This is a genomic window from Micromonospora sp. NPDC049107 (assembly GCF_040648595.1).
In the GTDB taxonomy this organism is placed as follows: Bacteria; Actinomycetota; Actinomycetes; order Mycobacteriales; family Micromonosporaceae; genus Micromonospora.
This window is the reverse complement of the sequence record NZ_JBEZEC010000006.1, coordinates 324,396-344,700: the sequence shown is the minus strand read 5'-3', so window position 1 is coordinate 344,700 and position 20,305 is coordinate 324,396. Positions and strand designations below refer to the sequence as shown.

16 protein-coding genes and 1 riboswitch are annotated in these 20,305 nt (G+C 71.6%); of the genes, 8 read left to right on the top strand and 8 right to left on the bottom strand.

Annotated elements, in window-relative coordinates; all coding sequences use genetic code 11:
* Positions 1-60 precede the first annotated feature (60 nt).
* Entirely contained in the window at positions 61-417 is a 357-nt protein-coding gene (locus AB0B55_RS17405; protein ID WP_357121596.1) for a hypothetical protein, read from the top strand.
* 75 nt (positions 418-492) lie between these two features.
* Here AB0B55_RS17405 and AB0B55_RS17400 read toward each other — a convergent pair whose 3' ends face one another.
* A complete protein-coding gene (locus AB0B55_RS17400) occupies positions 493-1,161 on the bottom strand; it encodes a transglycosylase family protein (RefSeq protein WP_357172188.1) in 669 nt (222 codons plus the stop codon).
* A riboswitch (cyclic di-AMP (ydaO/yuaA leader) is annotated at positions 1,161-1,331 on the bottom strand. It overlaps the preceding gene by 1 nt.
* Before the next feature lie 268 nt (positions 1,332-1,599).
* Between AB0B55_RS17400 and AB0B55_RS17395 the strand changes: the two genes are divergently transcribed.
* Positions 1,600-2,088, top strand: a complete 489-nt coding sequence (locus tag AB0B55_RS17395) for a peptidoglycan-binding domain-containing protein (protein ID WP_357121590.1) — start codon at positions 1,600-1,602, stop codon at positions 2,086-2,088.
* A 109-nt stretch (positions 2,089-2,197) separates the two neighbouring features.
* Here the strand turns inward: AB0B55_RS17395 and AB0B55_RS17390 are convergent, their stop codons facing one another.
* A complete protein-coding gene (locus tag AB0B55_RS17390; RefSeq protein WP_357121587.1) occupies positions 2,198-2,599 on the bottom strand; it encodes a peptidase inhibitor family I36 protein in 402 nt (133 codons plus the stop codon).
* 185 nt (positions 2,600-2,784) lie between these two features.
* Between AB0B55_RS17390 and AB0B55_RS17385 the strand changes: the two genes are divergently transcribed.
* Entirely contained in the window at positions 2,785-5,601 is a 2,817-nt protein-coding gene (locus AB0B55_RS17385; protein WP_357172187.1) for a BTAD domain-containing putative transcriptional regulator, read from the top strand.
* On the opposite strand, the gene AB0B55_RS17380 is transcribed toward AB0B55_RS17385, so the two are convergent.
* Positions 5,579-7,015, bottom strand: a complete 1,437-nt coding sequence (locus tag AB0B55_RS17380; RefSeq protein WP_357172186.1) for a nitrilase-related carbon-nitrogen hydrolase — start codon at positions 7,013-7,015, stop codon at positions 5,579-5,581. The genes AB0B55_RS17385 and AB0B55_RS17380 overlap by 23 nt on opposite strands.
* Before the next feature lie 109 nt (positions 7,016-7,124).
* Here AB0B55_RS17380 and AB0B55_RS17375 point away from each other — a divergent pair, with 109 nt between their 5' ends.
* Together AB0B55_RS17375 and AB0B55_RS17370 are read left to right on the top strand one after the other, a co-directional pair.
* Entirely contained in the window at positions 7,125-8,273 is a 1,149-nt protein-coding gene (locus AB0B55_RS17375; RefSeq protein WP_357121578.1) for a histidine kinase, read from the top strand.
* Positions 8,273-8,926 (top strand): response regulator transcription factor, encoded by a 654-nt coding sequence (locus AB0B55_RS17370; RefSeq protein WP_357172185.1) that lies wholly within the window; start codon positions 8,273-8,275, stop codon positions 8,924-8,926. The genes AB0B55_RS17375 and AB0B55_RS17370 overlap by 1 nt, the downstream gene beginning before the upstream one ends.
* Before the next feature lie 130 nt (positions 8,927-9,056).
* Here AB0B55_RS17370 and htpG read toward each other — a convergent pair whose 3' ends face one another.
* On the bottom strand, positions 9,057-10,973 hold the full coding sequence (gene htpG / locus AB0B55_RS17365; protein WP_357172184.1) for a molecular chaperone HtpG: 1,917 nt from the start codon (positions 10,971-10,973) through the stop codon (positions 9,057-9,059).
* 191 nt (positions 10,974-11,164) lie between these two features.
* Here htpG and AB0B55_RS17360 point away from each other — a divergent pair, with 191 nt between their 5' ends.
* A complete protein-coding gene (locus tag AB0B55_RS17360; RefSeq protein WP_357121569.1) occupies positions 11,165-11,863 on the top strand; it encodes an SDR family oxidoreductase in 699 nt (232 codons plus the stop codon).
* A 106-nt stretch (positions 11,864-11,969) separates the two neighbouring features.
* Here the strand turns inward: AB0B55_RS17360 and AB0B55_RS17355 are convergent, their stop codons facing one another.
* Complete coding sequence (locus AB0B55_RS17355; RefSeq protein WP_355049970.1) at positions 11,970-12,476, bottom strand: hypothetical protein; 507 nt, start codon at positions 12,474-12,476, stop codon at positions 11,970-11,972.
* A 130-nt stretch (positions 12,477-12,606) separates the two neighbouring features.
* On the bottom strand, positions 12,607-14,364 hold the full coding sequence (locus tag AB0B55_RS17350; protein ID WP_357172183.1) for a M28 family peptidase: 1,758 nt from the start codon (positions 14,362-14,364) through the stop codon (positions 12,607-12,609).
* 204 nt (positions 14,365-14,568) lie between these two features.
* Between AB0B55_RS17350 and AB0B55_RS17345 the strand changes: the two genes are divergently transcribed.
* A complete protein-coding gene (locus AB0B55_RS17345) occupies positions 14,569-17,412 on the top strand; it encodes an ATP-binding protein (protein ID WP_357172182.1) in 2,844 nt (947 codons plus the stop codon).
* Between the two features lie 335 nt (positions 17,413-17,747).
* Here AB0B55_RS17345 and AB0B55_RS17340 read toward each other — a convergent pair whose 3' ends face one another.
* Together AB0B55_RS17340 and AB0B55_RS17335 are read right to left on the bottom strand one after the other, a co-directional pair.
* Entirely contained in the window at positions 17,748-17,957 is a 210-nt protein-coding gene (locus tag AB0B55_RS17340; protein ID WP_357172181.1) for a hypothetical protein, read from the bottom strand.
* Positions 17,958-19,013: 1,056 nt separating this feature from the next.
* Positions 19,014-19,181 (bottom strand): hypothetical protein, encoded by a 168-nt coding sequence (locus tag AB0B55_RS17335; RefSeq protein WP_357172180.1) that lies wholly within the window; start codon positions 19,179-19,181, stop codon positions 19,014-19,016.
* 681 nt (positions 19,182-19,862) lie between these two features.
* Between AB0B55_RS17335 and AB0B55_RS17330 the strand changes: the two genes are divergently transcribed.
* On the top strand, positions 19,863-20,267 hold the full coding sequence (locus AB0B55_RS17330; RefSeq protein ID WP_357172179.1) for a hypothetical protein: 405 nt from the start codon (positions 19,863-19,865) through the stop codon (positions 20,265-20,267).
* Positions 20,268-20,305: the final 38 nt, after the last annotated feature.

Sequence of the window (20,305 nt, the reverse complement as noted above, 5' to 3'; positions counted from 1 at the left end):
GCGGTTTAGCCGGCCGCACACAGGTGAAGTCTTGAGGGGAAAGCCTGACGAGGGGGGCCCATGTCCGACGAGACCAGCAACCGACCGAGCCGTCGTGCCGAACGTCCGGGCGACGTGACCGACCCGCTGCTCTGGCAGCTCGCGGTCGACGTGCTCGAGGCCCACGAGGCCGACGACGAGGGTCGCTGCCGCAACCTCCAGTGCGCCGGCCAGTCCTGGCCGTGTGCGGCGCGTACGACCGCCGAGCAGTCGTTGCGACTGGCCCGCAGCACCCCCGACTCGGTCGAGACGGCCATCGACGGTGGCGGGGGCGGCACCGGCTGGACGGCCGAGGCCGCCGCGCCGGCGCAGCGCTGGGGCTGGAACGGCGACGTGATGGCCCGCCGCGAGGCGAGGTCGGCCGCCTCGGCGGCGTGACCCGTCCCGCGAGGACAGCGCCAGACGAACGAACGCTCGGCCGGTGACCCGGCCGAGCGTTCGTCGGTACGTACGTCAGAGAGCGAGCCGCTGCCCCGGGAAGATCAGGCCCGGGTCCGCGCCGATCAGCTGACGGTTGCGCTCGTACAGGGCCTGCCAGCCGCCGCTGCGGGGGTGCCGCTCGGCGATCTCCGACAGGGTGTCCCCCGGCGCGACCACGTACGTGTCGCCGCCGGCCGCCGGGGCGGTCCGCTCGTGACCACGGGTAGCCGGCTGGTCGCCGCGTGCCGGCCGCTCCTTGCCGGAGGTGGACGTCGACGACTTGGAGGTCGACTTCGTCGGGGACTTCGCGGTGGACTTCGTCGAGGTACCGCCCGACGAGCCGCCCTTGCGGCCGCAGGTCGGCCACGCGCCGATGCCCTGCCCGTCGAGCACCTTCTCGGCGATCGCGATCTGCTCGCCACGGCTGGCCAGATCGGCGCGGGCGGCGTACTTCGTGCCGCCGTAGCCGGCCCAGGTGCCCTGGGAGAACTGCAGCCCGCCGTAGTAGCCGTTCCCGGTATTGATCTTCCAGTTGCCGCCGGACTCGCACTGGGCGATCGCGTCCCAGTTGACACCGGCCTGGGCCGGGGCCGCCGGGCCGAAGAGGGCGACGGCGCCGGTGACCGCGCCGACCGCCAGGGTACCGACGGCGACGCGGCGGGTGGTGACCCGTCGATGACGGGGGGTGTACGCAGACGTCATGGATCATTCCTCCACGCCGGCGAGGTGAGCTGTCGGGTTCGGGCCGAGGAGCCCGGCCGCGCGCTGGCGGCTTCACCCCGAGGTGACATGCACCGAGGAACGTTGGGTCCCCCGCTCCTGCCCGGGTTCTGTTTCCGACGACCGGGGGCAGGATTTGGCGTTGCCGGTCGCGGCGTCCACGGTGGTGGACCCGACCGACGGTAGGCACGGTGGGTGACGGTCGCCCACCGCTTGTGAAGTTGTTCACCGGCTCACGCGGGGCGCTGCGGCCAGCGGTTGCGGACGACGTCCACCTGTGCAGCGGCCATCATGGACCGTTTCCGATCAGGGCCTGCCGTCCCGGTGAATTGACGTTCGGACAGGAAACCGTAGACGGGCGGTAGCGATGCTCTGGAGCACACCGGGTCCATCCCGGAAACGACACCCCAGGAGGAGATCATGCCGCTCCAGCAGAGTCGCAACGGCCGTCGCCGCGCCGCAGCCGTCCTCGTAGCCCTACTGGCCGGCGCTGGCCTGACGCTGTCCGCGCCGACCGCCGCACAGGCGTCCAGCCCGTGCACCAGCCTGACCTTCTACCGGGTCGGCGGCTACCCGGGCGGCGCGGACATGCACGTGCCCACCGTCGGCTGGCAGACCGGAAACAAAAGCTGCTACCTCACCTACGGCCACTCGGGCTCCGCGGTGCTGGTGCTCCAGGAGGCGCTGAACAACTGCTACGCGCGGTCGCTCAGCCTGGACGGGAACTACGGTCCGAAGACCCGGGACGCCGTCCGGTACGCCCAGCACAAGATCAATGAGGACATCGTGTACGCGAACATCGCCGAGGACGGCGAGTACGGCCCGCAGACACGTGCCTACATGGGCTTCGCGATCTTCGGGGTCAACGGCGGCCCGGTCATTCCCAACGTCTGCTACTACCCGGGCTGACCGCCGTACAGCGCCGGCCGGAGCCCTCGCGGACTCCGGCCGGCGCCGTGGCGGCCCCTCCCCCGGTGCGGCGTCGCCGGCTCCCCCCCTGCGCGGCGACGCTCATGGATCAGCAGACCCGGACCGCCTCGATCCGCTGATTCCAGTTCCCCCCGATCGCGGCCGAGTCGTACGCCAGGTTCGCCCGGTAGCCATAGGCGTGCTGGTAGCCGAGCAGGCCGGTGGCGTTGGCGTTGTCCCAGAAGGTGGAGACGGTGCCGGACGGCCGGTTGTTGATGATCGATTGGGCCCGGTTGCGGAAGTACGAGGGCAGCGGGACGTCGTTGCATCCGTTGTACGGACCGTCGAGCAGGAAGATGTCGCCGCTGAAGTTGGCCCCGGCGTACAGGCAGAGCAGACCCGACGGGCAGGCGTAGTTGGCCTGGGCCGGACTCGGGGCGACGCCGAGCGTGGCGCCCACGGCGATCGTACCGAGCAGCGCGGACGTGAGCCTTCGCAGAGCACTTCGCACGATGGTGACCTCCGGTGTCGTCACGACCGGAACCGGCCGCGAGTCGAGTTGCCGACATCACGTTGATCGATGTCCTTGTAGCAACGATGATCTGCGCGGAAGGTCGACGAATTCCTGCCGGAACCTCAATCCGGCTGTCCCGGGGGTGCCGGTGGGGCGACCGGCGGTGCAGCGAGCGGCGGTTCATGGAGATTCGGGTCCTCGGGCCGGTCGAGGTCTGGGCGAACGGCCGTCCGGTCGATGCCGGAGCGGCCCGCCAGCGCGCCGTCCTGGCCGCACTGGCGGTCGACGTGGGCCGACCGGTGAACCTGGACGCTCTGGTGGACCGGGTCTGGGGCGACGCGTCGCCGCCCCGGGTTCGCCACAACCTGCACGTCTACCTCGCCCGGCTCCGCCGGGTGCTGGCCGACGCGGGCGCGCCGGACGTGTTGGCGCGACGGTCGGGTGGTTACCTGCTGGACCTGCCACCGGAGACAGTGGACGGCCCGCACTTCGACGCGCTGCGGCAGCGTGCCGACGGGCTGCCCGACGGGGACCCCGAACGGGTGGAACTGCTGCGCAGGGCGCTTGAGCTGTGGCGTGGCGAGCCGCTGGCGGGGCTGCCGGGCGAGTGGGCGGCCCGGGTCCGGCAGGACTGGCACCGCCGGCACACCGACACCGTCGTGCAGTGGGCCCGTGGGCTGTTGCGACGGGGCGAGCCGGATGCGGTGATCGATCCGCTGACCCGGCTCGCCGACGAGCACCCGCTCGACGAACCGGTCGCCGCCGTGCTGCTGCACGCGTTGGTCGCGGCTGGTCGCGGGGCGCAGGCACTGACGTACTACGCCCGACTGCGGGACCGGCTCGCCGACGCGCTCGGTGTGGACCCGGGCATCGAGCTTCGCCAGCTACACCAGGCCATCCTGCGCGGCGAGGTCACCTCGCCGACCCCGGAGGTGTCCCCCGTGCCGGCCGCCGCGGTCATCGTCGCCCCGTCGCGGCCGGACCGCCCGGTCCCCGCGCAGTTGCCGTCGGATGTCCGGGGCTTCGCCGGGCGGCGTTCGGAGCTGGACCGTCTGGACGCGCTGCGGGCGTCCGCCGAGGAGCGACCCGGGGCCGTCCCGCTGGCCGTGCTCTCCGGAGCGGGCGGGGTCGGCAAGACGGCCCTCGCCGTGCACTGGGCGCACCGGGTCGCCGGGCAGTTCCCGGACGGGCAGCTCTACGCCAATCTGGAGGGCTACAGCCACAGCGGCGTCGTCCGAAGCGCGGAGCAGGTGGTCCGGGGCTTCCTGGCCGCGCTCGGGGTGCCGCCGCGCGAGGTGCCGGCGGACGAGCAGGCGCAGACCGCGTTGTACCGCAGCCTGCTCGCCGGTCGGCGGGTGCTGGTGCTGCTCGACAACGCCCGGGACGCCGCGCAGGTACGGCCGCTGCTGCCGGGCGCGGCCGGCTGCCTGGTGCTGGTGACCAGCCGGGATCGGCTCACCGGTCTGGTGGCCACCGAGGGCGCCGAGGCGGTCGTGCTGGATCTGCTCAGCGCCGACGACGCGCAGGCCCTGCTGTACGCGCGGATCGGGGCGCGGGCGGAGGCGGAGCGGGCCGCGGTCGACGATCTGGTCCGACTCTGTGACCGGCTACCGCTGGCCCTGGTCGTGGTGGCGGCGCGGGCGGTGGTCCGGCCCCACCTGCCGCTGGCCGAGTTGGGCGCGCAGCTCCGGGCCGGCGGCCGGCTGGACGGGCTCGACACGGGCGACCACGACAGCAGCGTGCGGGCGGCGCTGTCCTGGTCGTACCGGCTGCTGTCGGTGCCGACCGCGCGGCTGTTCCGGCTGGTCGGCGGCAGCACGGACGTGACGGTGAGTACGGCGGCCGGGGTCAGTCTCGTCGGTGCCGGCCGGCGGGCCGTCCAGGCGGCGTTCGCCGAGCTGGCGGATGCGCACCTGATGCTGGAACGTGCCCCGGACCGGTACGCCATGCACGACCTGCTGCGGGCGTTCGCGGCCGAACTGTCCGCCGAGCACGACCCGGCCGGCGACCGGGCCGAGGCGCGCGGCCGACTCTTCGACCACTACCTGCACAGCGCGCACGCCGCGGCCGTGCTGCTGCATCCGCACTGGGATCCGATCACCCTCGCCCCGGCCGTCGCCGGCGTGCGGCCGGAGAAGTTCGGCGACCACGACGAGGCCATGGCGTGGTTCACGCGCGAGCGCGACGTGCTGATCGCGCTCGTGGAACGGTGCGCCGCCAGCGGCGCCGACCGGCACGCCTGGCAGCTGGCGTGGAGCTTGACCAGTTTCCTGGACCGCCAGGGCGGCTGGCACGACCAGTTGGCGGTGCAGCGGACGGCGCTGGCGGCGGCGCGGCGCGGCGGCGCGGCGGTCGGGCAGGCGTACGCGCACCGCAGCCTGGCGCGGGCGCAGGCCCGGCTGGGCCGGCTCGACGAGGCGCCCGGTCAGCTCCGGCGGGCGCTGGAGCTGTTCCGCGAGCTGGGCGACCCCGCCAACCAGGCGCACACCTACCTCGATCTCGCCGAGGTGGCCGACCGGGAGGGCCGGCGAGCCGAGGTGGTCCGGCATGCCGAGGCGGCGTTGGCGCTGTACCGCGAGGCGGGCCATCGCTACGGGCAGGCGATGGCCCTCAACGCGGTCGGCTGGTACCGGGCCCAGCTCGGCGAGCACGACGCCGCCGTTGAGGCGTGCCAGCAGGCGCTGGAGCTGCTGCGCGAGTTCGACGACCGGCAGGGCCAGGCGCCCACGTGGGACACCCTCGGCTACGCGCAGCACCGCGCCGGACGACCAGCGGAGGCGGTGGTCGCCTACCGGCACGCGCTGGCGCTGTACCGGGAGTTCCGGGACCGGTACTACGAGGCGGACACGCTGACGCACCTGGCGGAGGCGTTGGTCGACGCCGGCGACCCGGCGGAAGCGGCGCGGAGCTGGCGGGCGGCGCTGGGCATCCTCGACGAGCTGGGCCACCCGGACGCGCAGCGGATCCGTCAACGGCTCACGGCCGCCGGGGGGTCGTGACCCGTCGGCGGGGTCCGCCGCTCGGCCGGCCCACCGCCGCTCCCACGGAGATCACGAACAAGACCAGGGACACGATCGGAAACCAGTCTCCCGTACGCGAATAGACAGTGCCTGACCCTCGCGTCGGAGCGGCCGTGACCAGCAGCTCCGCGTCACCGGCGGTCGCCTCGCCCACGACCCTGCCGCCCGGGTCGGTGACGGTCAGCCGGCCGAACGCGGCGGCGCGGACCACGGTGATCCCGTTCTCCACCCCACGGACGAGGGCCATCCGGCTGTGCAGCCAGCCGTCGGAGGTGAAATCCAGGCCGGGGACGAGCAGCACCGAGACGCCCTGCGCCCGATACCGCCGGACCAGACCGGGATAGTCAAGGTCCTTGCAGATCGCCACGCCGAACCGCCCGTCCACGATCACCTCGTCGCCGCCCGGCGTCAGCCAGTCCTCCAGGCCCGGGATCAGATGTTGCTTCTCGTACGTCCTGATCGTTCCGCTCGGGTCCAGCACCAGCGCCACGTTGCTCGCGGTCCCGGCCCGCCGCAGCACCACGCCGACGACGACCCGGGCCGCGGTCTGCTGGAGCGCCTCGACGAGCAGGGGCAGGGTGGCGTCTGTCACGGCGAACACCTTCTCCGGCAGCACGACGATCCGCGCCCCGCGCGCGGCCAGGTCCGAGACCCGCGGAACGTACCGGGTGAGCAGGTCCCGCCCGGACGGTTCGTCGATCGGGAGCCCGTCCTCGGACTGTCGCAGCGCGACGAGGCCCACGGTCAGCGGCTCGGCCGGCTGCGGGGAGCGACTCAGTGACCAGGCCGACCATCCGCCGACGCCGAGCAGGAGGGCGAGCAGGCAGGTGAGGGCCGGGCGTGGGCCGTCGAGCCGAGCGGTGCGGGTGGGTCGCAGGCCTGCGAGCAGGGCGGCGAGGGCGATCGGGACGGCGAGCAGCAGGTAGGTGACGCCCCACACGCCGGTGAGCGCGGTCAGCTGGATGACCGGGCGGACGTCCGCCTGCGTGTAGGCGAGGCTCCACCACGCGCCGTGCGGCAACAGGCGGGACGCGGCGTACTCGCCCAGCACCCACAGTGACGGCACGGTGAGAACAGCGGTCCCGACTCGCCCGTGCCGCAGGAGCGTCCGGGCGAGCAGGACCGTGCCGGCTGCCAGGCCGAGGCCGAGCACGAACACGCCGCCGACCACGAAGACCGGTAGTCGCAGCGTGCCGCGGTAGTACCCGACAATGCCGAGTTGGCCGATCGACCAGGCGAGAACCGTCGCACCGAGCGCGGTCCTCGGGCGTACCCGCACCGAGGCGAGGATCAGCGGGATCGGGGCGAGCCAGGTCAGCGCGGCAACCGGGTGCAGCCCGGAACCACCGAGCCAGAGCAGTCCACTGAGGAGCGCGGCGATGATCGTCGTCATGCGTCGATCGTGCGGCGGGAGCGGCCGGGGCGGATCGCCGTACGAACTGGAGGTGATCTGGTCCTGTGGAGGGAGGCGCGGCAGCGCCCGGCGAGACCATACTGCCGGCGTGAAGCGGTACGTCAATCTCGCCGTCACCGTGGCCGCCGTGGCCGCGACCGTGCTACCCGCCCTGGCCGGCGGTCCCCGTGCCTGGTGGGTGCTGCCGCTCGCGGTCGCGTCCTCGGTCCCGGTGCTGTGGCGTGACCGCGCGCTGGTCCAGGTCGCCGTCGTCGTGGGCCTCGCCACGACCGTCTCCGCCTCGCTCGGCGCACCCCCGCTGCTGCCGGTCGGTCCGCTCGTCTGCCTCTACACGTTCGCGGCGCGGGCCGCCCTGCCGATCCGCCTGCTCGGCATCCTGGTCACCGCCGGCGGCCTGCTGGTCTCGCTGCTCTATCCACACCCGGACGTGGAGGTGCTGCGGTACCTGGTGGTCGCCTACAGCTTCGCGTACGCCCTGGGCACGAGCGCCCGCGCCCGCCGTACCCAGGCCATGGCCCACGCCGAACGCGATCGTCGCGTCGCCGGTGAACGTGCGGCGGCCGTGCTGCGCGAACGCGCGCGCATCGCCCGGGACCTGCACGACATCCTCACCCACGCGGTCGGCGTCATGATCGTGCAAGCGGAGGCGGGACCTCTGCTGGTCCGCCCCCACCCGGACCGCGCCGACGCGGCGTTCGCCACGATCGCGGCCACCGGCAGGGACGCGGTCGTCCAGCTCCGCCGCGCGGTCGGCAGCCTGCACGAACCCGCCGATGAGTCCCTCGACCAGCCGGGCCTGGCCCACCTGCCCGTCCTCGTCGAACGCGTCCGCGCCACCGGACTCGACGCCGTCCTCACCATCTCACCCCCGCCGTGCGGATCCGTCGCCGGATCTCAGTCCGAGGTCACCCTCGGTCCACCGGTCGAACCGCCCGCGCACGTCGGGGTCGCCGCCTACCGGATCGTGCAGGAGTCCCTGACCAATGTGGTCCGGCACGCCGAGGCCCGATCGGTCCGCATTCTGCTGAGCTACAGCGCGGACGCCCTGACCGTGTCGATCACCGATGACGGTCGCGGCAACCGGGCTGTCGGCGTCGGGGTGCCCGGATACGGAATCGTCGGCATGCGCGAGCGCGCCCGGACCTGCGGCGGGACCCTGCGCACCGGCCCGGCCTCCGAAAGCCACGGCTTCACCGTCACCGCCACCTTGCCGCTCTGCGCACCCGTGGCCGTCTGATGCTGCGTGTGGTGCTCGCCGACGATCAGGACCTGTTCCGGGCCGGATTCGCCACGATCCTCGGCGCGGAGCCGGACATCGAGGTGGTCGCCGAGGCCCCCGACGGCGCCGCCGCCGTGCGGGCCACCCTCGACCACCGTCCCGACGTCGTCCTGATGGACATGCGGATGCCCGTTCTCGACGGTGTCGCCGCGACCCGGCACGTCTGCTCACTCACCCCGAGCCGGGTCCTCGCCCTGACCATGTTCGACACCGACGACTACCTGTACGCGGCCCTGCGTGCCGGTGCCAGCGGCTTCCTGCTCAAGGACGCCCCACGAGCCGACCTGGTCAACGCGGTGCGGGTGGTCGCCGCCGGCGATGCGCTGCTCGCTCCCGGCGTCACCGCCCGGGTGATCGGCGAACTACACCGACGCGGCCACCCGGACCCGGCGCTCGCCGCCGCGGTGACCGCCCTGACCGCCCGCGAGACGGACGTCCTGCGCCTGATCGCGGCCGGTCTGTCGAACGCCGAGATCGCCGCCCACCACCACCTGAGCGAGCACACGGTGAAAACTCACGTCGGCAACCTGCTCGCCAAACTGAGTCTGCGCGACCGCGCCCAGGCAGTCATGATCGCCTACGAATCCGGCCTGGTGATCCCCGGTCGCTGACCGGTGGCGACGTCACGGTCTGCCGACCTCGTCGATCATGGAGTCATGGTGCCTGTCAGGCACCGTGATGAGCGCTTTGTCACCCACCACAACTCCATGATCGACGAGGCGAGACAGTTCGCGAGGAGGCTTACAGGGTGCGCGCCAGCCGGTCGGCGAGGGTACGGGTGAACCGGGCCGGGTCGGCCAGCTCGCCGCCCTCGGCGAGGACCGCCAGGCCGTACAGCAGCTCGGCGGTCTCGGTCAGGGCCGGGCCGGAATCGCCCTGCTCGTGGGCCTTGCGCAGCCCGGCGACCAGCGGGTGACCCGGATTGATCTCCAGGATCCGCTTGGTCGAGGGGACCTCGTGCCCCATCGCCCGGTACATCTTCTCCAGCGTCGGCGTGAGGTCGTGCGCGTCACCGACCACACAGGCCGGTGAGGTGGTCAGCCGCGAGGACAGGCGGACCTCCCGGACGCTGTCGGCCAGGGTCGTGCCCAGCCAGTCGACCAGCGCGGCGAACTCCTGCCGCTGCTGCTCACGCTCGGCCTCGGCCTGCTGCTTCTCCTCGTCGGTGTCCAGGTCGACCTGGCCCTTGGCGATCGAGCGCAACGGCCGGCCGTCGTACTCGCCGACGCGCTCGACCCACACCTCGTCGACCGGGTCGGTGAGCAGCAGCACCTCGTGGCCCTTGGCGCGGAACGCCTCCAGGTGCGGGGAGTTCTCGATGGTGGTCCGGGAGTCGCCGGTGGCGTACCAGATGTCGGTCTGGCCGTCCTTCATCCGCGACACGTAGCCGGCCAGGTCGGTGGGCTCCGCCGCGTCGTGGGTGGACGCGACCGACAGGATCTCCAGCAGGGTGTCGCGGTTGTCGGCGTCGTCGATCAGCCCTTCCTTGACCACCGCGCCGAACTCGGTCCAGAAGGTGCGGTAGCGCTCGGCGTGGTTGGCCTTGAGGTCCTTGACGGTGGCGAGGACCTTCTTGACCAGGCGGCGGCGGACGATCTGGATCTGCCGGTCCTGCTGGAGGATCTCGCGGGAGATGTTCAGCGACAGGTCGTGGGCGTCGACGACACCCTTGACGAAGCGCAGGTAGGTGGGGACCAGCGCCTCGCAGTCGTCCATGATGAACACGCGCTTGACGTAGAGCTGCACGCCGCGGCGGCCCTGCGGGGAGAACATGTCCAGCGGGGCGTGGCTGGGCAGGAACAGCAGCGCCTCGTACTCGAAGGTGCCCTCGCCCTTCATGTGCACGACCTCGAGCGGGTCGGCCCAGTCGTGGCTGACGTGCTTGTAGAACTCGTTGTACTCGGCGGCGTCGACCTCGTCGCGGGGACGCGCCCACAGCGCCTTCATCGAGTTGAGGGTCTGCTCCTCGCTGGTGGGCGGCTCGCCCTCAGCCCGCGAGCGCTCGACGCTCATCCGGATCGGCCACGCGATGAAGTCGGAGTAGCGCTTGACGATCTCGCGGATCGTCCACTCGGCGGTGTAGTCGTGCAGGTTGTCCTCGGTGTCGGCGGGCTTGAGGTGCAGGGTCACCGCGGTGCCCGCCGGCGCCTCGTCGACGGACTCGATCGAGTAGGTGCCCTCGCCGGTGGACTCCCAGCGGGTGCCGCCGGTCTCGCCGGCCTTGCGGGTCAGCAGGGTGACCCGGTCGGCGACCATGAACGCGGCGTAGAAGCCGACGCCGAACTGCCCGATCAGTTCCTGCGAGGCGCGGGCGTCGGCGGATTCGCGGAGCTGGCGCAGCAGCTCGGCGGTGCCGGACTTGGCGATCGTGCCGATCAGCCGGACCACCTCGTCACGGGTCATCCCGATGCCGTTGTCCCGCACGGTCAGCGTGCGCGCGTCCCGGTCGACCTCGATGACGACGTGCAGGTCGTCGGTGTCGGCGACGAGGTCCTTGTCGACGAGCGTCGCCAGCCGCAGCTTGTCCAGTGCGTCGGACGCGTTCGAGATGAGTTCCCGCAGGAAGACGTCCTTGTTCGAGTAGATCGAGTGGACGACCAGCTGCAGGAGCTGACGCGCCTCGGCCTGGAACTCCAACGTCTCGGCCTGGTTGCTCACACCGTCTCCCTTCTCGGCTCGTACGGAGGTTCGCGCAAAGGATACGAGCCGTCACCGGCGCGGGTGTGTGCGCCTCCGGGTCGTATTCCCGATTCTCGTCCGCCCGTCGCGTGACCTACCTGACTTTGCCTAACAGAAGTCAGCCGGATAGCGTTCCTGTCGAGAAGCCGCCACGAACCCTGGAGCACTCCATGAAGATCGCTGGAAGCACCGCCCTCGTCACCGGCGCCAACCGGGGCTTCGGCCGGCACCTGGCCGCCGAGCTCGTCGCCCGCGGAGCAACGGTCTACGCCGGCGCGCGCAACCCGGACAGCGTCGACCTGCCCGGCGTGACGCCGGTCCGGCTGGACATCACCGACCCCGCCTCGGTGGCCGCCGCGGCGAAGCTGGCCGGCGACGTGAACCTGCTGGTCAACAACGCCGGCATCGACAGCCGGGCGGACCTGCTTGAGGGTGACCTCGACCTGATCCGCCTGGAACTGGAGACGCACTACCTCGGCAACCTGTCGATGATCCGGTCCTTCGCGCCGGTCATCGCCGGCAACGGTGGCGGAACCATCCTCAACGTCCTGTCCGTGCTGTCCTGGGTGAATTTCCCCCTGCACGCGGCGTACGGCGCGGCGAAGTCGGCCGAGTGGGCGATGACCAACGCGCTACGCCTCCAGCTCGCCGAGCGGGGCGTGCGGGTCGCCGGCCTGCACGTCGGCTACATGGACACCGACATGGCCGCGACGATCGACGGCCCCAAGTCCGACCCGGCGGAGATCGCCCGGATCGGCGTCGACGGCATCGAGGCCGACGCGTACGAGATCGTCACCGACGACGTCAGCCGGCAGGTGCAGGCCGGGCTCGCGGGCGGCGTCGCCGCACTCTACCCGCAGCTCCCCTGACCGCCCCCCCACCGGGAACGCGACGGGCCGCCGCCGGCATGCACCGGCGGCGGCCCTTGATCGGGTACGCGGTCAGCTCCCGCCGCGTACGCCGTCACACTCGCGGTCAGCAGCCACCGCAGGTGTAGAAGAGGATGTCCCAGTGGCTCCCCTCCTTGGTGTAGAGGTTGCCCGACGGCGCCCGGTACTGGTACCCGAAGCCGGAGATGTAGCCGACATAGGCGTAGTTCGCGGAGATGTAGTTCTGGATGCACGTGCTCAGCGCGATGTCGAGCTTGTAGCCGTTCCAGTGGCTGTACGTGCCCCCGGCGTGCCCGACCTCGGTTCCCGCGGTGATGGTGACCGCGCAGCCGCTGGCCCGCTTGAAGGTGATGATGCCGTCGATGGTGGCCTGCCGGACCCCGTCGAACGAGGTGCAGGTGGACACGTTGCGGTCGCTGCAGTTGCCGCTGGAGGTCCAGGAGATGCCGGCGGCGCGTAGCTGCGAGGTGGCGCTGGAATGGCTGATGGCGAAGGCCGGAGCGGCCAGGCCGAACGTGGCGCAGACCGCCGCCAGGGTGGCCACGAGCAGCGTGAGCACGCGGCGGCGCAGGGTGGATCGAGTGGGTGACATGGCACTCCCGTTCGCGTGAGGGGCGGAATTCTGCGAATCAGGGGCCGGCCTTGGAGGATTTCTACCAGAGATAGACGGACGTGACCAGATGTCGGGTGGGAGCGCGACGCACGCCCCCACCCGACGCGCCTCAGCTGGCCTGCAGCGTCACGTCGTCGATGACGAAGCTGGTCTGCAACGACGAGTCCTCGGTGCCGGTGAACTTGAGGGTCACCGTCTGCCCGGCAAACCCGGCCACGTTGAACGTGCGCTGGGTGTAGCCGGAGGCGGCGTTCAGGTTCGAGTACGTCGCCAGGGTGGTCGAGCCCACCTGCACGGTGAGCTTGTCGTACGCCGTGGAACTGGTCGTCTCGGCGGTGTCGATGTGCAGCCAGAACGACAGCGTGTAGCTGGCGCATCCGGCCGGCACGGTCACCGACTGGGACAGGGTGTCGGTGTGGGTGCTGCCGTACCCGTCGAGCCACGCCTTGTACGACCCGGTCCGGGCCGCCTGGCCGCTGGAACTGGTGATCACGCCGGAGGAGGCGGTCCACGGCGTACTGCCGCTCTCGAAGCCACCGTTGCCGATCACCTGCCCACCGGCACAGCCCCCGGTACCGGTCACCGTGAGGGTGAGGCTGGCGGTCCGGGTGACCGAGCCGGTGCCGGTGACCGTGAGGGTGACGGTGCCGGTGGCGGCACTGGACGACGCGGTCAGCGTCACCGTGGCCGAGCCGCCGGAGGTCACCGACGACGGGCTGAACGAGACGCTCACCCCGCTCGGCGCGCCGGACGCGCTGAGGCTGACCGTCTGCGCCGAGCCGGAGGTGGTCGCGGTGCTGACCGTGGCGCTGGCGCTGGCGCCCCGGGCGACGCTGAGCGCGGTGGGGCTGACCGCGAGCGAGAAGTCGTTGGTCGGGGTGCCGGTGCCCACGGCGAGCTGCCACAGCGCGTACGCGACACCGTCCGCGGCCCGGTTCAGCACGGTGGCGCTGACGTTGGCGGTGGTGTCACAGGACCGGTGGTAGCAGGCGTCGTACGCCGCGTTGGCGGTGCCGCCCCACTTGGCCGCCTGGCTGCTGGTCTTGCGGGCGCTCGCGCCCGCGGCGTACCCGGAGGTCGGGATGCCGGCCTGCTGGAAGTAGTAGTCGTCGGAGCGGCCCTGGCCCTCGACGTTCTCCTCCGGTTGCAGCCCCAGCGAGTCCCAGTACGCCTTCAGCGGCGCGGCAGTGGTGGAGGTGACCCGGTTGATGAAGTAGCCGCCGTTGGTGGAGCCGACCATGTCGAAGTTGTAGTAGCCCTTGAGGTAGCCACGCTGGGTGGAGTTGAGCGAGTTGACGTAGAAGCGGGAGCCGTTGAGCCCCTGCTCCTCGTCGGTCCACCAGGCGAACCGGACCTTCTTCGTCATGGTCGGGTTCTGCGCGGCGAGGACCAGGGCGTTCTCCAGCAGGGTGGCCGAGCCGGAGCCGTTGTCGTTGATGCCCGGACCGGCCGAGACGCTGTCCAGGTGGGCGCCGAACATGACCACCTGGTCGGCCGGGCCGCCGGGCCACTCGGCGATGAGGTTGTTCGACGGGTACGTGCAGCTGGAGCAGTACTGCTCGCTGACGGTGTAGCCGGCCGCCTGGAGCTTGCCCTTGACGTAGCTGAGCGAGGCGGTGTAGCCGGCAGACCCGGCCCGCCGGTTGCCGCCGTTGCTGCTGGCGATGGAGTTGAACTGGGTCAGGTGCGCCTGGACGTTGGTGACGGAGATGTCCGGCGCCGCCAGGACGGCGGCGGACGCGGCGATCGGCCGGCCCGCCGTCGTCGCGGCGGAGGGTGACGCGGTCGCCGGCTGGGCGGCCAACGTCACCGTCATCCCGGTGAACACGGCGAGCGCGATTCCCGCGCTCAGCGTTCTACCTCTCATGGGGGCTCCTCGGGGTCGGAGAGATAACCGAGACACTTACAGATATCTATGTCTGTGACATCGGACGTTCGTCCCGAACCCCCGCCCGTTAGACGGTGGGTACCGGCGTCGGCACAGGTGAGTAGAGGTGCCAGGATGGGTAGGTAACACCAGCAGGGGTCGTCGGGCCCGGAACGGGGGGCTAGCGATGAGGCCGGGTCGAGCGTGACACGACCCCGCAGCGACCTGTTCGACGACGGCGGGGCCACCGGACAGCTGATGGCGGAGCTGGACTGGGCCGACACACCGCTCGGCGCGGTTTCCGACTGGCCGCAGAGCCTGCGCTCCGCCGTACGGATGGTGCTCTCCTCCCGCTACCCGATGCTGCTGCTCTGGGGCGACCGCCTCTCGCAGCTCTACAACGACGCGTACTCGGCGCTGATCGGCGACAAGCACCCCGGGGCGCTGGGCGACGACGTGCGGGTGACCCTGGCCGAGGGCTGGGACGTCCTCGCCCCCCTGATCGAGCAGGCCATGGCGACCGGGGTGGCCAGTTGGGTACCCGCCCTCCAACTCCTGCTGGAGCGCGCCGGCTACCGCGAGGAGGCCTACTTCAGCGTCTCGCACGCCCCGGCCCGCGACGACGACGGCCGCACCGTGGGTGTGCTGACGGTGTGCAGCGAGGTCACCGAACAGGTCGTCGGCGAACGGCGACTGCGGCTGCTGCGCGACCTGTCCCTGCGCGGCGACGGGCGCACCGTCGACGTGGACGCGACCTGCGCGCGACTGATCGACGCGATCGGCGGCCACCCCCTGGACGTGCCGTTCGCCGCGATCTACCTGCGCGACGGTGGAACCCTGCGGCGGATCGCCCACGCGGGCGGCGACCCGCGCGACGCGACCATCACCGGGTCGCTGCCGACCGTCGTCGACCTGGCCGACCCGGGCCCGACGGCCCGCGCCTGGGGGCTGCCGGACGCGGCGGCGGGGCGGCCCACCGACGTGACCGGCCTCGACGAGCGGCTGTCGCTGCCCGCCGGTCCGTGGGGCGATCCGGCCCGCGCCGCGCTCGCGCTGCCACTGCCGGCGGGTGCCGACGACCAGCCGCTCGGCGTCCTGCTGGTCGGCGTCAGCCCCAACCGCTCGCTGGACGAGGCGTACCGCTCGTTCTACCAACTGTTGACGCAGCAGGTCTCGACGGCGGTGCGCAACGCCCAGGAGTACGAGCGGGAGCGACGTCGGGCCGAGACGCTGGCCGAGCTGGACCGGGTGAAGACCACCTTCTTCACCAACGTCAGCCACGAGTTCCGTACCCCGCTGACCCTCATGCTCGGGCCGTTGGCCGACGCCCTCGCCGACACCGCCGCGCCCCTGACGCCCCCGCAGCGGGAGCGGGTCGAGACCGCCTGGCGCAGCGCGACCCGGCTGTTGACGCTGGTCAACAGCCTGCTCACCTTCTCCAGCCTGGAGGCCGGCCGGGCTCGCAGCGACGCCCACGAGGTAGACCTGTCGGCGCTCACCGCCGAACTGGCCAGCGTCTTCCGCGCCGCCGTCGAGCGGGCCGGGCTGACCCTGGACGTCGACTGCCCGCCGCTGCCCCACCCGGTCACCGTCGACCCGGTCAACTGGGAACGCGTCGTCACCAACCTGCTGTCCAACGCCCTGAAGTACACGTTCATCGGTGGCATCCGCGTCGCCGTGGACGCCGACCACGACGAGGTACGCCTGACCGTCGCCGACACCGGCATCGGGATCGCCGAGGCGGAGCTACCGAAGCTCTTCGAACGCTTCCACCGGGTGCAGGGCGCGCGGTCGCGCAGCCACGAGGGCACCGGAATCGGCCTGGCCCTGGTCAACGAGCTGGCCCGGCTGGAGGGCGGCGAGGTGCGGGTGACCAGCCAGGTGGGCGTCGGCACCACCTTCACCGTGGCCCTGCCCTGGTCGGCGGCACGGCGCGCGGCGGCGACCGGTCCGTCCCCCGAAGGGTGGGGCGACGCGGCACGCGCCGCCGTCCAGGAGGCGACGGGCTGGCTGACCGACCCGGCCGGAGACGTCGCCGAGCCCGCCACGGCGCCCGGTCCGGCCGCCGACGAGCTGGCCGGCGCACGGATCCTGCTCGCCGACGACAACAGCGACATGCGCGCGTACCTGAGTCGGCTGCTCGCCGCGCAGGGCTGGCGGGTGTGGTCGGTCACCGACGGCCGGCAGGCCCTCGACGCGGTTCACCGGGAGCTACCGGACCTGGTGCTCACCGACGTGATGATGCCCGTGCTGGACGGCTTCGACCTGGTCCGCCGGTTGCGCGCGGACCCCGCGACCCGGTCGCTGCCGGTGCTCGTGCTCTCCGCGCGAGCGGGCGAGGAGGCCAGCGTGGCAGGTCTGAGCCTGGGCGCCGACGACTACCTGGTGAAGCCGTTCGCGGCCGCCGAGCTGATCGCCCGGATCCGGACCGCCATCCGCCGCGCGCGCAGCGGCGCGTCCGACCCCGACGGCCCCGCACCGACAGCCGTCAGCACCCCGACATCGACGCAACCCGTCGGCACGGCCACGGAGACCAGGGCCCGGACCGGACCCTCCGGTGACCAGCCCGCACCGGTCGGGGCCGCACCGGCTGAGGGCGCGTCACCCGTGGACCGCGCCGGCGACCCGACCCGCGCGTCGGCGATCGCCAGGCCCGACGAGGACCGGCTCGGCGACCGACTGGACGAGCAGTGGACGTACCCGTCGGTGCCCACCTCGGCGGCCGCCATGCGACGGGACGTCCGGCTGGCGTTGGACGACCTCGACGTCGACGGGGACGTGGCGGAAGATCTGCTGCTCGCCGCCTCCGAGGCGATGAACAACGCCGTCGAACACGCGCAACGACCCAGCCGCCCCGAGGTGCGGGTCCGGCTCCAGGTGGGCGACACGCTGGTCCGAATCTCGGTACGCGACTTCGGCACCTGGCGGGACCGCCGACCGGCCATGGACCGGGGCCGAGGCGCGCTGCTGATGAACGCCTACGGCGACGTACGGCTCGTCTCCACCGGCGAGGGAACGACCGTCACCATCGAACGCCGGCTGACCTGAACCCGGCGGGCGGCTCGGCATGTGCCACGACGCAGGTTGGGCGGGTTAAGAATTTCCTGCCGTCCGCCCTGCTCGGGCTGGCTCTCCCCCACGGGTGTCGAAGTGTCCGCCCTCGGCGTGGTCCACGTGTCCGCCGGACGGGATGTGTCCAGCGCTCGGACATCGCCACGTCCCCGGGGTTGTCCGACCGGTCCGCGTCTCCGTCGTTGTCCGGACCGTCCGGCGGACAGCCGGTGCCGGAGAACAGTTCAACCGGAAGATGCAGACCTAGACAATGACGTTGGTGAAGCCGGCGAGTCCGGGCGCAAGATGCCCTTGCGCCCGGACTCGTCGCGCTAGCGCCGGCTCCGGGTGGCCCGCTTACGCAGCGCCAGCGTGATCGCCCCGACCACGGCCAGGGTGATCGTGCCGATCGTCGTGACGGCCACCTGAGCGATGCCGCCCAGCTCCGGACCGCTGAGCTTGACGATGTAGATCAGCGGAGCAACCGCGATGATCTCGGCCGCGATCAGGGCGGCGATCAGCAGTTTCTCTGTGCCGTTCATCGCGTTGGACTGGTGATTGGTAGATGTGCAACATACTGTGTGCATGGGTTGTAGCCGTCTTTCTACTTGGCCCTAGACCGGACATGTGGTGAGACGTGACCCGTCAAGGCGGGCCCGGGGGTCGTAACCCCCCGGGCACCAGCCTCGACAGGTATCTGCGGGTCTTGTCTCTGGTGGAAGCACTGTATCGGGGTGGTCTGGCGGAACCCACCATTCACGCCGTGAGGTCCGCGCATCAAACCTTGCTCCGACTAGTCGGCTCGCGGTTGCCCTATGGAGCCTCCCGAGCCGGCCACCGAGACCGTATCGAGCAACCACGCTGGACAACGCCTCTACAGGGTTGTTCAGCGTGTCGTCCGCGCTTGCCTGTAGCGGCACGCGCCAGGTGACCGCATTGCCACGGTCCCGCACCCACCCTCACGTCATGCGCTTGGGCGGCTGGCTCAACCGCTCATCGATCGGGACCGGGTCACGGCCTCCACCTCGCTGAACGCGTTGATCCCTCGACGGTAGGTGACCGGAGGCGACTCTGCGGCATCGCTGTGACGCCGGACACGAAAGCTGGTCGATCGCAGGTCCACCATGGATCATCCCGCATTTCGCCCGGACTCCTTGGCGCAGATGCCCTTGCTCGGCCCCTCCGAACTGATGTCCATCCGGGGCCGCCCGTGGTATTGAGACCACCGCACCCGATCTTCAGGAGGTGTCCTTTCGACCGCGCCCCGCACTTTCGACGCAGTAGACCGAGGGATTGGCGAAGGTTGGACCGCCATGGAGTCGGACCGGCTGATCGTGCCGCCCGGAGAGGTCGCCCGCGCGCCCCCGCGCCCGCTCCCCCGGGCCGCCCACGATCCGCCCGGAGTTGTCCGGACCGTCCGGCCGTCCATGTCCGCCTGTCCGGACGCACAAGTGCAGCGCGTTGAGCAGCCGGTCCAAGTCGCTGAAGTCGGCACCCTGACGAGATTTCCTCCGGGTAGGTGCCGCACGCCTTGATGTAGTTGTAGGCGAACGGCTGGCAGTGCGGGTCGCCAGGCACAACCCGCACTGCCGCCCGTGCTACCGCCGGCCCCGGGGAGGCCGCTTGCGCAGCACCACCGCAATCGCGCCGATCGCGGCCAGGGCAATGCCGCTGATGGCAGGAATCGCCACCGGGGCCACGTTGCCCATCTCCTCGGCGCTGCTCAGGACGATGCAGAGCAGCGCCCCGATGGACAGCGCCGTCACCAGCAGCAACCCTGCGATCAGGGCGTTGTCCGTGCTGCCAGGTCCCCCGGGCTGGTGCGGCCCGGTACCTCTCGTTACCGTGGTCACTTGGTCTCGTTCTCCCTCTCAGATGGTCCTTGCCTCGGACATGAGCGGACGTGACCGTTCAAGGCGGCCCCGGGGATGCCAGTCCCCGGGAGTCCGCCGCCTTGACCTGGCGAGCCAGGCCGGCTACTTCCGTTGGAGCAATCTAACGTTCGAAGAGGACAGAGCCACGGCCGCAGAGCGTCCGGCGGCCCTTTCTCCCGTGCTCGGTTGGACTGTAATGGCACCTCCCCTCACTACCGACCCGCCCCGCGCGCGCCAACGCGGCGCAGCTAAAGGGCAAATGCACATCAGTGCGACAGCTCCCGAAGCGCCGCTGTGGATAAGTATGTGGACGCTGTCTGATGGATCGTCACGTTCGGCGGCGGCCCCGTCCTTCACCCATCAAGCCGCGCGACCCGTGGAGAGGTTTTTGCGTAGCAGTGCGGCGTCCTTGTACTGCTCCACCTCCGACGGATAGCGCAGGCGGCAATACCGAGCCGAACGGGCACCCGGCGGTGCTCCGCTGGATCAAGTCCGCTGCAGGCGCGGACCAGATCCTCGCCGCGATGATGGTCTACGCCGAGCAGGCAGGCGAGCGACGTACCGCCGGGCTGCGTGTGCTTCCCGGAGTCGTCCAGCGTCTCGATGCACGGCGTCACCACCACCGCGCCCACCGTGCACCGCATCGGCCGCACGGGCGGCATCATGCTGTACGGGCACGGCCGGGGGGTGCCCGAGGGTGCGCTCCAGCCGGCCGCGCCGGGCACCGACGCTGCGCCCGCGTGGGAAGGCGGCGATTCGGTGACCGTGGCCGGGATGTCCATCCCCGATCGGCACGTGCACCCGGACACCCGGGCCGACCTGGAGCGGCTGTCCGCGCTGGCCGCTCGCTCCGGGGAGTTGGACCGGGCTGCGCGAGACGCCAAGCGGGACACGGAGAGCGCCGGCACCGATGCGCGCCGGCTCGCCGCTGACGCTGCCGCCGCCGGCACCCGCTCGATGCCGCTGCCGTCACCCTGACGATCCGCGAGCGGCAGGAGCAGGCGGAGGCCGCACAG

Bases quoted from the DNA above. Each gene is read 5' to 3' on its own strand.
- AB0B55_RS17385 (WP_357172187.1), top strand. From the start codon at position 2,785: ATGGAGATTCGGGTCCTCGGGCCGGTCGAGGTCTGGGCGAACGGCCGT.
- AB0B55_RS17380 (WP_357172186.1), bottom strand. From the start codon at position 7,015: ATGACGACGATCATCGCCGCGCTCCTCAGTGGACTGCTCTGGCTCGGT.
- AB0B55_RS17400 (WP_357172188.1), bottom strand. From the start codon at position 1,161: ATGACGTCTGCGTACACCCCCCGTCATCGACGGGTCACCACCCGCCGC.
- AB0B55_RS17405 (WP_357121596.1), top strand. From the start codon at position 61: ATGTCCGACGAGACCAGCAACCGACCGAGCCGTCGTGCCGAACGTCCG.
- AB0B55_RS17370 (WP_357172185.1), top strand. From the start codon at position 8,273: ATGCTGCGTGTGGTGCTCGCCGACGATCAGGACCTGTTCCGGGCCGGA.
- AB0B55_RS17395 (WP_357121590.1), top strand. From the start codon at position 1,600: ATGCCGCTCCAGCAGAGTCGCAACGGCCGTCGCCGCGCCGCAGCCGTC.
- AB0B55_RS17340 (WP_357172181.1), bottom strand. From the start codon at position 17,957: ATGAACGGCACAGAGAAACTGCTGATCGCCGCCCTGATCGCGGCCGAG.
- AB0B55_RS17350 (WP_357172183.1), bottom strand. From the start codon at position 14,364: ATGAGAGGTAGAACGCTGAGCGCGGGAATCGCGCTCGCCGTGTTCACC.
- AB0B55_RS17355 (WP_355049970.1), bottom strand. From the start codon at position 12,476: ATGTCACCCACTCGATCCACCCTGCGCCGCCGCGTGCTCACGCTGCTC.
- AB0B55_RS17360 (WP_357121569.1), top strand. From the start codon at position 11,165: ATGAAGATCGCTGGAAGCACCGCCCTCGTCACCGGCGCCAACCGGGGC.